Source organism: Pseudoglutamicibacter albus (assembly GCF_022346425.1).
GTDB lineage: Bacteria > Actinomycetota > Actinomycetes > Actinomycetales > Micrococcaceae > Pseudoglutamicibacter > Pseudoglutamicibacter albus.
Window position 1 is genome coordinate 127,995 of record NZ_JAKRCW010000001.1, and the last position, 11,672, is coordinate 139,666.

At 62.2% G+C, this 11,672-nt stretch carries 8 protein-coding genes; 3 read left to right on the forward strand and 5 right to left on the reverse strand.

The genetic code is table 11. From position 1 onward, the window contains the following. Nucleotides 1-115 precede the first annotated feature (115 nt). Entirely contained in the window at nt 116-1,276 is a 1,161-nt protein-coding gene (locus MHJ63_RS00560; RefSeq protein WP_239445825.1) for a hypothetical protein, read from the reverse strand. Nucleotides 1,277-1,367: 91 nt separating this feature from the next. On the opposite strand from MHJ63_RS00560, the gene MHJ63_RS00565 reads away from it, so the two are divergent. Beyond that, complete coding sequence (locus MHJ63_RS00565; protein ID WP_239445826.1) at nt 1,368-2,294, forward strand: transporter substrate-binding domain-containing protein; 927 nt, start codon at nt 1,368-1,370, stop codon at nt 2,292-2,294. Nucleotides 2,295-2,389: 95 nt separating this feature from the next. Here the strand turns inward: MHJ63_RS00565 and MHJ63_RS00570 are convergent, their stop codons facing one another. The 3 genes from MHJ63_RS00570 to MHJ63_RS00580 are packed head-to-tail and all read right to left on the reverse strand — an operon-like array spanning nt 2,390 to nt 5,669. Next, on the reverse strand, nt 2,390-3,181 hold the full coding sequence (locus MHJ63_RS00570; protein ID WP_239445827.1) for an SIR2 family NAD-dependent protein deacylase: 792 nt from the start codon (nt 3,179-3,181) through the stop codon (nt 2,390-2,392). Further along, nucleotides 3,178-4,191: a patatin-like phospholipase family protein gene (locus MHJ63_RS00575; RefSeq protein WP_239445828.1), complete on the reverse strand. Its 1,014-nt coding sequence runs from the start codon at nt 4,189-4,191 to the stop codon at nt 3,178-3,180. Before MHJ63_RS00575 ends, MHJ63_RS00570 begins: the two co-directional genes overlap by 4 nt. 8 nt (nt 4,192-4,199) lie before the next feature. Beyond that, entirely contained in the window at nt 4,200-5,669 is a 1,470-nt protein-coding gene (locus tag MHJ63_RS00580; RefSeq protein WP_239445829.1) for an NAD-dependent succinate-semialdehyde dehydrogenase, read from the reverse strand. Between the two features lie 259 nt (nt 5,670-5,928). Here MHJ63_RS00580 and MHJ63_RS00585 point away from each other — a divergent pair, with 259 nt between their 5' ends. Further along, nucleotides 5,929-6,531: a hypothetical protein gene (locus MHJ63_RS00585; protein ID WP_239445830.1), complete on the forward strand. Its 603-nt coding sequence runs from the start codon at nt 5,929-5,931 to the stop codon at nt 6,529-6,531. A gap of 17 nt (nt 6,532-6,548) precedes the next feature. Here the strand turns inward: MHJ63_RS00585 and MHJ63_RS00590 are convergent, their stop codons facing one another. Then, on the reverse strand, nt 6,549-8,825 hold the full coding sequence (locus MHJ63_RS00590; RefSeq protein WP_239445831.1) for an AAA family ATPase: 2,277 nt from the start codon (nt 8,823-8,825) through the stop codon (nt 6,549-6,551). A 141-nt stretch (nt 8,826-8,966) separates the two neighbouring features. Between MHJ63_RS00590 and MHJ63_RS00595 the strand changes: the two genes are divergently transcribed. Then, nucleotides 8,967-11,669, forward strand: a complete 2,703-nt coding sequence (locus MHJ63_RS00595) for a choice-of-anchor M domain-containing protein (RefSeq protein WP_239445832.1) — start codon at nt 8,967-8,969, stop codon at nt 11,667-11,669. Nucleotides 11,670-11,672: the final 3 nt, after the last annotated feature.

The window sequence follows — 11,672 nt, forward strand, 5'->3', positions numbered from 1 at the left end:
AGTCTCAGTCCCCGAGTCCTAGTTCACTGGCCGGTCAGCTAGATGGTTAGCTGACCGGCCAGTGTGCTGGTTATGTAGTTACTTGGTCGTGCGGAACCCACTGGGGTTGCGGAACTTATTTCGATTTCTTTGACCAGGTGCCGCAACCCATCGAGGTGAAGTAGTCGCCTTCGCGCAGGTCAACGGTGGGGGTGCCCTTATCGATGGAACGGGAGAACTTCACATTCGAATAGCTGGAGTCTGAATAGACCGCGTAGATGCAGCGTTGTTTCACGCCGGATTTGGTGCGGTAGGTGCCGGATGGGATGTCGTCTCCGACCTTCCAGCGGCCGCTACTGCTTGCCGGGCGGGACGTGATCTTGATGTCTTTGTCGAGCTTCTTGCGATCCTTTTTGAGTTTCTCTTGGTCCTTCTTGAGCTTCGCGCGATCTTTTTTCAGCTTCCGCTGATCACTTTTCAGCTTGTCTTGTTCTTTTTCTTGGTCTTTCTGTTGCGCGTTGAGTCCGCTCTCTTCGTCTTCGTAGGACGAGATGGTTTGCTCGAGCTCTTCGCGTTCCTGCTCACCCTTGGCCGCGCGGGAATCAACCTGGGACTTCTCGGAGGCGAGCTTCAAGTATTCCTCGGAGCGGGTCGGGTCTGGTGCGAGCGCGGCTTTGCTCAAGATCACACCGCCACCGATGCCCAATAGAGCCGCCAGCACAGTTGCGATCACCATGTTCTTGCTCGGCTTGCCCGACGAGCGGGTTGAGGAAGCCTCTGCCTCCTCTGTTGAGGCGGAGGCCATGAGCCCTGCCGCGGTCACGCCGGCGGCAACACTGGTGGCGCGGGCGGCATCGTTATCGTCTTCGTCACTGAGGTAGTCGTTAGAGGCAGGCGCGGTGACCGCGGCGTAGTTCGCGGTGTCGAAGGTCGCGGGGGAGTCTGAATACCACATCTCGGAGTCGAGGCCCTGGTACTCGCTGGTCGGCTCGGCCTCATCGAGTGCGGCTTGGCCCTTGAACGCGTCTAACGGCAAAGGAGCAGGCGGCGTTGAGTCGGCCGGGGCGGATTCCGTTGGCTCAGAATCAGCGGGCTTGGATGCTGAGTCTTCCGGAGCGGAACCCTGGGCGGCGGAATCCTTGTCGGCATCGGGTGTGGACCCTGCCGGAGTCTCGGTCGCGGGGTCCTTAGGGGTTGGAGGCAATGCTTGGGTAGCGTCGTCCTCAGGGCCAGGCGGAGGTGGGAAGGCCGGCTGGTTCGGCTTTGCCGCCTCGTCAGGACGTGAAGAATCAGACATTGTTCCATCCACATTCATAACGATGACACATTACTAACTCTCCATTGTGGCCTGTTGACAGCGATATTGCATAGCCGGGTAAAGTTCCGGCATGACGTACATCACATCGCCACAGAAGAAAAAGATCATCCCCGCAGTCCTCGCTGCCCCGGCTATTTTGGCGCTCGTCGGTGCACTGAGCGGATGCGGCAGTACAGGCCCGGCAAAAGACACAACCGAGCAGAGCAGCACTGAGCAGAGCGGGCAGGCACAGAACACAGGGGAACAGGGCAGTGGGGAGCATGAAGAGCCGGAATCGCGGCTGGCTTCCATCAAGAAAGACGGCGTCATCACGGTCTGCACAACGGGGGACTATGCACCGTTCACGGTTGAAAAGGATGGAAAATTCAGCGGGATTGATGTGAATTTGGCTGAGAAATTCGCCGAAAACTTAGACGTCAAGGTTGAGTTCGTTGGGACTGAATGGAAGAGCCTTATGCCGGACTTCCTCAGCAAATGCGATATGGCGGTCGGCGGTATCTCTGTGAACGATGAGCGCGCAAAGAAAGTTGATTTCAGTACGTCGCTTCTCAAGGATGGCAAGACGCCGATCGCTCGCTGCGAAGACAAAGACAAATACAAAAGCATCGAACAGATCAACAAGCCCGGCGTGGTGAGCATCATGCCGGAAGGCGGAACCAACCAGGAATTCGCGAAGAAAAACTATCCGCAGGGCACGCTGAAAACTCACGACAACAAAACGATCTTCGACGAGATCGTCAAAGGCAACGCTGACGTCATGACGACCGACCGCGCCGAAGTTCTCTACATCGACGAGAAGTATCCGGAACTATGCGCGACTAACCCGGATCGTCCATTCGACCAGTTTGATAAGGCGTTCATGTTGCCCAAGGGCGACACTGAATTCAAGAAAGCCGTGGACGATTGGCTCGAAACGAGCTTCAAGGACGGAACCTACCGCAAGATCGAAGAACCGTGGGTAGGCGACCAGGAACTCAGTTACCGTACAGAGAAGTAGCCTCCGTGAAGCAACCCTGAGAAATAGCCTGTGACGTGGCCATGGCAGTAGCTCCGCGGTGCCTGCGGTGGGCCTCACCAGGCTAGTTGTTCCGGCTAGGTTGTTGCGGCCACGAGGCGGGGGAGCACATCCTGGATCGGGTCGTTGACCACGGCGTCAGCGATCGAATCGAATGGGGTCGGTTCCGCGTTGATAATCACGACCTTCGCGCCGCACTCGGCAGCCAACGGGACTAAGCCAGCCACCGGGTACACCGTGAGGCTCGTACCGATCGCGAGCACCGCATCGCACGCTCGGGCCAGTTCGATGCTCGCTTGCATCGTCTCCTGATCCAGGGCCTCCTCAAACAAGATCACCGTCGCGCGAGTAATGCCACCGCACTCAGGGCACCGCGGATCAGTATCGCCGGCATGAACACGAGCGATCATCTCCGCCATCGGGCCTTCAACGCCGCAGTCCTCGCACCGCCACCGCCGCTGATTCCCATGAACCTCATGCACCAACTCCGGCGAGTTGCCCGCCACCAAATGCAACCCATCCGTGTTCTGCGTGACAATGCCGGCCAACCGGCCCGAACGCTCCAACGCAACCAGCGCATCGTGCCCAGGGTTCGGTTGCGCCTTCAACGCGACCGAATCGGCACGCGCCTGCCACGCCTTACGGCGCACCACCTCATCACCCAAATACCACGACAACGTAGAGATACGTTCCGCCTCCGGGTCCTGAGTCCAACGGCCCTGTGGGCCACGGAAATCAGGGATGCCCGATGCGGTCGAGACACCCGCGCCCGTCAACGCAAGCACACGCTTCGCACCCGCGAGCACGCCGACCGCGGCATCGAAAGCATCAACATCGAAGTTCTCAGAGCCAGATTCTGGAGGGGTCATTCGGGTACGGTTCCTGTTGCGTCGTCGCCTTTGAGCCATTCGCGCACGGCTTCGTGGCCGCGTTCGATGAGTTCTTCGTTGTCGTCGCTGTCGAGGTTGAAACTGATCGACGTGTAGGGTGCGGTGTCGATCACGATCACGTTCTGGCCGATCTCCTCATTGTCGAGGCGGCGGGTCTCCCGGCCCTCCAAAACGACCTGGCCCAACGCGCGCAACTGCGCCATCGGTTTACGTACCGACTCCAACTGTTCCTTGCCGGGGGTGCGCGGCGTTAAGTTGATACCGATGGTCGGCCAGTCAGCTTCCTTCTCCTCGTTATTGGCCAACAGTTTGATTGGGAAGTTAGAAACCAGGCCGCCATCCGCGAACGTGACCGTTCCGCGTTCACCCGTGATCTCGACAGGCTGGAACACGCCAGGTAGAGCGGCGGAAGCGTGCACAGCATCGGCCACTGAAATCTCGTCCGGATCCAAGCCGTAGTCCTCGGCGTCCCACGGGAACACGGCCATCCGGCGCTGGCTGAGGTCGGTTGCGATCGTCACGAAACCGTAGCGGTGCGTGATGTCCTCATCAGCGTACGGGGAACCATCACGGCGGAAGTCGCCGAACTTTTCCGTCCCCAGGTCTTTCATGACTCCGGCGACCCACGAGTTCATGTAACGGCCCGGGTGCATACCGCCGTAGCGCATCAACCGGTACGGGATCGCCAGCTTAGACAGCGGACCGAACTTGCTCGCGATCGGCCCCGCATCCAAGATCTTACTGAAATCGAAAGAGGTCACCAGGTCAGCGAACTTATCTAGGCCCTCACCCGAATGCTTCAACGCGGCAAGCAACGCGCCCGCAAGTGAACCGGACGAGCAACCGATAATCCGCTCAAACGTATAACCCGCCGCACGCAACTCATCCACCGCGCCCGCCAACGCGACAGCTTTCGCCCCGCCACCTTCAATCACCAGGTCGACCGGCTGCGGGGCTAGCCGCGCCTCCCTGAACGTTGCTTCAGACACGTCCCCGGTTACACCGCCATCGTGATGAGTTTTTCGATCTGGTATTCCTCAATGCCGTTGTGGCCGCCTTCCTTACCCAGCCCGGAAGCCTTCACGCCACCGAACGGGGCGGCAGGATCAGCCACGGCAGGGCGATTCAGACCCACCATGCCGACCTCGAGTGCTTCAGCCGCGCGCATAGCCTGCATGATGTCCTGCGAATACACGTAAGCGACCAAACCGAAACGGGTGTCGTTGGCAATCCGGATCGCTTCCTCGTCAGAATCGGCGATATACAGCGACGCGACGGGCCCGAAGATCTCGGTTGTCGCGATATCGGAATCCAGTGGAGCGTTCTCAACCACGGTCGGGTTCAAGAAATAACCGGCACCCTCGGGGCAGTCGCCACCGGTCAGAACCGTGGCGCCCTTCTCCTGCGCATCCGCAAGCAAGCCCTGCACGCGGTCGCGCTGCTGGTCTGAGACCAGCGGCCCCACCGTCGTGTCCGGATCTGTCCCAGCACCCACGCGCAGGCGGGCGACCTCCTCGAGGAAGATCTGCTTGAACTCATCGGCGACATCCTTGTGCACGATGATGCGGTTGGCAGAAATACACACCTGGCCTGCGTTGCGGAACTTCAAGCCTGCCGCGCCTTTAGCGGCCCAACGCACGTTGGCCTTGGACAAGACGAGGAACGGTCCGTTGCCACCCAACTCCATCGAGGAGGCCATCACGTTATCGGCCGCCTGCTTCAAAAGCTGGGTACCCACCGGGGTCGAACCCGTGAAAGAGACCTTCCGCAGCCGCTCATCTTTCATGAGATCCGCGGACTGGGCCGGGGCATCCACGGTTGGCACGAGGTTCACAACACCGGCCGGAACACCGGCCTCGTGGAGGATCTGAACGAACAGCGACATCGTCAACGGCGTCAGATCAGACGGCTTGAGCACCACGGTGCAACCCGCGGCGAGCGCGGCGCCGGCTTTGCGGGCGCCCATCGAGACAGGGAAGTTCCACGGGGTCACCAGGTAGGAGGGGCCTACCGGCTGGTAGGTGGTGATGATGCGGTAGCCGCCTTTCGGGGCGGGGGCGAAGTTGCCGGTCTGGTGTTGGACTTGTTCGGAGAACCAGCGCAGCATGTCTGCGGCGTCGGTGGCTTCGGTCTTGGCTTCGCGTAGTGGCTTGCCCATCTCCGTAGCGATCACGTGGGCGATGTCATCGGCGCGTTCCAGGATCAGTTCGTAGGCTGCGCGGAGGATGTCGGAGCGTTCCCGGGTTGTTGTGGCGCCCCATTCTTTCTGTGCCGCAACAGCGGCATCTAGGGCGCGGCGCGCGTCTTCGACTCCCGCATCGGCCACCTGCGTGATCTCCTTAGCTGTGGCCGGGTTCAGTACAGGAAACGATGCGCCACTGGCGGCCGCTGTCCACTCGCCGTCGATGAACAGGCCGGTCTGGACGTCGAAAGAACCATTCGGGCTGGTGAAGGATACAGAAGTCATACATTGAGTCTCCCACGTCGCAGTCGCACACGTCACCACGCGTCACACCTGCGGAACTGTATGTGAACTGTGGGTGTCATTGTGTACTTATTGCACGCGTTTCCGCGAATACACGGGGTTCACCTGCCTACAATGGTCAACAGCAAAAACACAGCAGCACGGATAACGGTGGCAGCCGGCGCTGGGTGACGGTGGTAGCCGTTGGGCAGTGGTGGTGGCGCAGTATCGTAAGCACGCAGCGAGGGAAGCGGGGAGAGGGATGTCTCGTTCACCTATGGCCTCGACGTGGCGTACCGATTCCCGTGCCGTGCAGCTGCATAAGTCGGTGCGGGTGACGGTCGGTTCGATCGTTACTAACCTGATCCCTACCGCGATCGTTGCGTTCTTTGTCTATACCTCGGTTGCGGGCGCGGCCGTGGGTAAAGCCCTCATGTATATAGGTATCCCGTTGGGTGGCTTGATTTTCCTGATCGCGATCGGTGGGGCCGTGGTCGCGCTCGTCGTGGCTTATACTGAACGCCGCCGCATCCGGGGCGAATCGGGAACGCATGTGGCAAGCAACGGCTCCAGTACAGAGGTGACGGGGGCTCGGATCCCTATGCTGCGCCTCTGGATCCTGCTGGTGGTGACGGTAGCGGTGACGGTTTCCCGCATTATCGCTAACTGGTGGTTCTTCGAAACCAACGGGGCGGGTTCCGCGGCACGCACCGAGGTAGGGCCAGGCCCTGTGGTTCTGACTTCGTGGATTCTCTATATCCTCGCCACGGTCGTAGCGTTCTGGACGTTCTTTGGGGTCCGCCGCTACGAAGACGCCGTAACGCTGCCGGCTGGTACGGCGGGATCAGAGCAGCGAGCCAGCTAACGTTCCATAGCGGCCGGCTAACGTTCCATGGCATCTAGGGCCGTGAGGAAGTCCGCGAGCGATACCATCGGTGTTCCGTACTTGCGTGCGTTGCGCGCCTTGCCTGATTCGCTGTTGATGTCCGCGAGCACTAAAAGGTCGGTGCGGGTTTTCGTGACGTTCGCGCTCGTGACGAAACCGCGTGCCTCGATGAACTTCGCGAACACGTCCCTATCCCACGCCTTCCCCTCCAGCGTGATGCTGCCGGTGAACGCGATCCGCGCCCCCAGCTTCAGGATGTCTTTGAGCGCGGGGCCGGCAGCTGGCGGCTCATAGGGGATCACGACGCCGTACTCCGCCTCAATGCTGCGTTTCAGTTGTTCTGTGGCCGGCCCGAGCGTGCGGCCGGCAAGCCGCGCCGCCAAGTGCTCGATGTGCACCCGCGTCATCCTCCCGCCCGCCGGTATGAATGTCAGGGGCTCGGGGTTGCTGCTGGGTGCGGCGGCAGTGTTGGGGGCGGAGACCGTGTCAGACCGGGCGGCGCGGGTGAGGAGGTAGCCCGAGGATGTGGTGTGTTCCCATGCGGTCCACGGGTCCGGATCGCCAGGCGCCTCGCTCGTTTCGACGAAGAGCGGCATGCGTTCTAGAACGCCGAGGCGGCGGAGCTCGAAGTCGATCAGCCCACGCAGAGTATCCGCGTTTGTGGCCACGACTGTCCTGCCCTCAAGCAGTGGACCGAGCGCGGTCAACGCTTGCGCCGTATCCGGGGCGAGGGTCAGCATGTCCGCATCAATCCCGTGCGTTGCCGCCGCATCTCCTAAGTCACGGCCGGGGTTCACCAGGGTTGAAGCCTGGCCTCCATCCGATGTGACTACCGAGACCTCGAGCGGCCGCGGACGCCAGCCTCGACCTGCGTCCCCCACCGTGAGGACCGTGAGGAAGGCAAGCCCACCATCGTAAGCAGTGTTGCCGGGCCCAGGGTTACTGTTGGGTCCAGTGTTGCCGCCTCGGTTCAGGACGCGTTGGGTGCGCAGGAAGCGACGTAGCGAGGGGGCTACTTGGATGTCTTTCGGGAGTACGGTTCGCCGCAGGACGAGCCCCTCCAGCGAACGCACGCGGGAGAGCGCGACATAGAGTTGACCGTCGGTGAACACGCCGCCGCGGATGTCGACGATCGCGCGTTCGAGGGTTTGGCCTTGGGCTTTGTGGATGGTGATGGCCCAAGCGAGCCGCATGGGTAGCTGCCGGAACGTGCCCTGCACCGTGTTGGATAGTCGGCCGCTCTCGAGTGCGATAGGGGAGAGGACTTCCCACGTGTAGGGCCGGGCGATGAACATGTCCCCGCCGGGGGTCGCGACGGCGGCCCACGGTTCGCCGTCTTTGTCCCAGCCGAGGTCTGTGATTTCGCCGAGGGTTCCGTTGACCCACCTGTCCAGCGGGTCGTTGACCACCATCATGACTTGCGCGCCGATCCGCAGCTGAAGTTCGTGCGGGACGGGCGGGTCGAAACCGGTAAGGTCGCCCACGGTATCGGCATCGGAGGTGAGTGAGAACGTAGCGAGCTTTTCGAGTTCGCGCCGGTTTGCGGCATCCGCCATCCGGTTGGTGGTGGTCAGGGTCATCCACGGTTCGTCGGCGGGTGGTGTGAAGTGCGGGTCGACGCGTTCGTTGAGTTCCGCGAGCCCGCGCTGGGTCAGCGAGCCATCACGCACTCCGTTGAGTAGTTCCGTGAACCGGGAGCCGTGCTCTTGCCGGAACACGTGGCTGAGCTCGAAAACCGGGAAAGAATTCTCCGGGAAATGCCGCGCGGAAAAGAAATAGGGGCTGCCGTAGTCCCGCTCAAACTGTGCTTGTTCGGTCGGGGCGACGACGGGCGGCAGCTGATACACGTCCCCCACCAGAACCAGCTGGACCCCGCCGAACTGCTCGCCAGGCCTCGGCCCATACAGTTCCAGCGCGGCGGCGAGCGCATCGAACAGATCGGCCCGCACCATCGAGGCCTCATCGATCACCAGAACATCCAGTTGCTCAAGCACTTCACGATGCGCGGCCGGCGAATAGCGCGGCGAACGGACGAACTCCTCCGTCACCCCAGGCCGGAAACTGAACAGCCGATGCAGGGTCAGCCCGCCGACGTTCAACGCCGCCATCCCCGTGGGGGCGGCAACCAGCACGTTGCGTGTGGTCTGCTCCATGAACAGCCGCACGAGCGTGGACTTACCCGTGCCTGCTTTACCCGTGATGAACGCGTGATTGCCCGCCTGAAGATGGTTGAGCGCGGCCCTTAACTCCGGGGTCATCACGATGCCAGACATGCCCCGATCCTATCCGTGCCAGTTGCGTGTGGATCGGGTCTGGGTGTGCGAAGCCGGAGCGAGTGTGGTAGGAATGTATAGCTATTGCAAATGAGTCTCAATAGCAATAACGGTATTCTTCTCACTAGAAAGCGCACAGCCATGCCGCCACTAGGGACACCAGGGAATCAGCTTCCCGCCACCAACCCCGCTGAACGAGTCAGCGCTGACACACGTACCAGCGCCGATACCTTCAGTGTCGCCTCGCGTTCTGCTGACGTAGCTTCCAGCACCAAACAATTCGCCGCCAAGGGCGCGAAGGTCCGCATCGCCTCAACCACGGGTGTGTTGGCCCTGCTGTTGGCGGGAATCTCGCCGGTAGCGGCCGCGTACGCCAACACCGCGCCAGCCAACACTGCCGCGGCCCAGACATCGGTTGCGGGTTTGGGTGCTCATAACGCAACCGCGGGCTTGGCTGCCTATAACAGCGCTGCGGTTCCGGCTGCGGACCACCTGATCTTGGAGGCGGGCCACGTTGATGCGTTCAATGTCACCGCATCGAACGGTGCTTTGAAGCTCAATCTCAAAGAAGACGTCACTGGCTCCCATGTACACCGCGACCCGTCCAAGGTTGAGCTGCATGTCAAGGATGCCGCTAAGCGGAACATCCCAGCAGGCTGGCCGGGTGCTGGGCAAAGCTATTTCTTGCCGCAAACCCAGGACCACAATCTGCTGTGGCCGGGGTGGGACACCCTCGGGACCCAGGGCGGCGGGGTCGGTAAGCACGTGGATCTCGTGTTCACCTCTGTCCAAGGCCCGGGCAAGGTGTACTTGTTTGGGACTAACGGCTTCGGGCAGATGAGCCCACTTTTGAAGAACGGCGCGACCCAACTCACAGCGGGTGCGGTGCGCGAACAAACCTATCCGGCCCATACCCACGCGAACTGGGCCTTCACCAAACCGGGCCTGTACAAGATCACGCTCAAAGCACGTGGAACCCAAACCAGCTCCGGGGCGACCATCGAATCCCCGGCGCAGACTTACTACTTCACCGTAGGGTCCGCCCACAAGGGAACAGCGTTCACCAAACCGGCACCCGCACCTGCGCCGACACCAACGCCGACGCCGAAGCCGGCTCCGGAGAAACCAAAACCGGCACCGAAGCCAAAACCAGCGCCGAAACCGACGCCTCAACCAACTCCGACGCCAGCTCCTGAGAAGCCAACGCCAGCGCCGTCTGAGTCAGCCAAGCCGACCCCAGCGCCAGCTCCGGAGAAACCAAAACCGGCACCGGAAAAGCCGAAGCCGAAGCCGGCGCCGAAACCGGAACCATCTGAGTCGGCCTCGCCTGAGAAGCCAGCACCGAAGCCGAAGCCTGAGCAGCCGAAGCCAGAGAAAACGGCCCCAGCGAAGCCTGCGCCTGAGAAGCCAGCGCCAGCGCCGGGCACCGGAGAAGCTCCAGCTGACACCTCACCGCAGGCGCCGGGTGATGCTGCGCCGCAGGCACCCGCTCCAGAAGCTCCGGCTCCAGGTGCGCAAGTTCCCGGCGCGCAGGCTCCAGGCGCCCCGGCCGATGTGCCAGCACCGGGCGCGCCAGCTCCAGCGCCAGTAGCGCCTGCTGCGCCGGCGACCCCGGAGTGCACCCCGGTCGAGGAACCACGTGAGGCAACGCAGGCCGAAATCGATGCGGCCACATCGTCCGAGGATTCCACGGCAGAAGATTCCGAGGCGGAGGATTCCAAGACGGAAGACTCCACAGCCGAGGGTTCCAAGGGCTCTAAGGGCTCAACGGCCGACCGTTCCGCAACTACCGGCGGCGTCACCAGGGGCGGCACCAGCCTGTTCTCCGTGGCGGGTCTGCTGCCGACGTCACGGGTCAGCGGCAGTGTGACCATCCCAGCGAACTCGCACGTGCACCCGAACTGGGTGTTCTCCAAGCCGGGTTCCTACACGGTACAGATCCGGCAGAACGCAACCCTCAAGAGTGGCGGAACCGCCTCAGCGCGCGCAACGCTGCGTTTCAACGTCGGCCCAGGTGCCGCCGGTGTGACGGGCGGACACTTCGACCTCGGTTCGCAACTGAAAGGCTCCACCCTCAAGGCCTCGCTCAAAGACGACCGTAAACAGCCAGCCGCGTGGGTTGAGCCAGGTTCGCTCTCTTTCGCGCTCGGTGATGCCGCACGCACTTCCGCCCCGGCAGGCATCGACTTCGTGGCACCGCAAGGCTCCAACGTGTGGATGGTCCCGTCCACACAGATCCCAGGTGTGCCGTGGATCGGCGCGAACACAATGCACCCATCCCTCAAAAACACCACCGGACCGGTTACATGGACGCTGGAATCCGTGTCCGGCCCCGGCAACGTAGCCGTGTTCACCTCCGGGAACTTCGGTCAAATCGTCGGCCAACGCTGGTTCCACTCCACCGCAAGCACCCCAACGCCAGGCCAGAAACCAAGCCAGCCACAGGGTGCCAAGCCAGGCCAGCCTGAACAGCAAGGCACAGGCCAGGGCGCAGACAAGGGCCAGGGTGCAGGCGGCGGCGCAGGCCAAGGTGAAGGTTCAGATGCGGCAGGTGGCACATCGGACGCTGGGGGCTCCGCACCCAAGGTGACGGTGCCCGGGATCGCGAAAGACCAGGCCTCCGCCAAGGAAGGCCAGTTGTTCAAGAAGGACGGCAAGGTCATGATCATGGACACCGTGGGCCGCACCGCGGACGGCCAGCCGTGCGCACTGCCTGACGCTGGCGGGGCATCGCTGGCCCGCACCGGCGTGGACGCCGCACAGCTCGGCGCTGCCGGTGGCCTACTGACGGTGATCGGTGCGGCAGCGTTCATGCTGTACCGCCGCGCACGCCGCGCGGAGTAACGC